Source organism: Bartonella sp. AA2SXKL (genome assembly GCF_042197205.1).
Taxonomy (GTDB): domain Bacteria; phylum Pseudomonadota; class Alphaproteobacteria; order Rhizobiales; family Rhizobiaceae; genus Bartonella.
This window is the reverse complement of record NZ_JBHIRN010000133.1, coordinates 1-737: the sequence shown is the minus strand read 5'-3', so window position 1 is coordinate 737 and position 737 is coordinate 1. Positions and strand designations below refer to the sequence as shown.

Below are 737 nucleotides of genomic sequence, written 5' to 3'. Positions count from 1 at the left end.
ATAAAAAAAGGCTGGTAAAAAAAATATTGCTGAACGAAGCGTAAAGGTCATTGATCGTTTCTTAACGGTTGATCAGAATAATAATCCAGCATCCCTTCATTTTAAGAAAGATAAAATTACTCTGGAAATGCTTTGCAAAGGAAGAAAATACCAAAACTTAAACATAAAATCTTTTGCCTTTTTTGCTCTTTACCCATTTTTGTCTTTTATAAATAAAGACATCACTTATATCTTTGACTGATGATTGTTCGCTTATGACACTTAAAAATACCTTTGCTGATGAGAAGTTCAATTTATAAGAGTGCCAGCCCCATATTGCGACAACCCTTGGCACTTGAAACAGTTCATAAGAGGCACAATGATGCCTCTTTTTGACTTCTTTCTTCAAGAGTTTTTCCCACACGCCAATTCAGCTTGTAATGTGTCATCGAATAGTTTTTATTGATGGAATATACACAGGTTTGAAGTAAGAGAATCTTAATGTATTCGAAGATTCTCATTCAACATGCGAAACAATGAATTATTATCATAAATCAATGTGTTGCCATGTATGCACTGGTTCTTTATTTAAAATCAAGCATAGGCTTCTTTTGAGGCATTGGGGGTTAATTTGGGCAAAGGAATTACAATTTTTGTTCCTCCCAAAGCAGAAGTTTCAAAAAGCGGTTTTTCACCAAACTGCATACAAAGCTGTTCAACGACCACCCGACCAAGACCTGTTTTTTTCTCTTGCGTTT

General features: G+C 34.6%; 1 protein-coding gene and 1 pseudogene. Both read right to left on the bottom strand.

Annotated elements, in window-relative coordinates; all coding sequences use genetic code 11:
- Positions 1-157: 157 nt before the first annotated feature.
- Positions 158-388, bottom strand: coding sequence for a hypothetical protein (locus ACFINS_RS10260; protein WP_375706208.1), 231 nt, complete (start codon positions 386-388; stop codon positions 158-160).
- A gap of 185 nt (positions 389-573) precedes the next feature.
- Positions 574-737, bottom strand: a pseudogene (locus ACFINS_RS10255) (sensor histidine kinase); the annotation flags it as partial.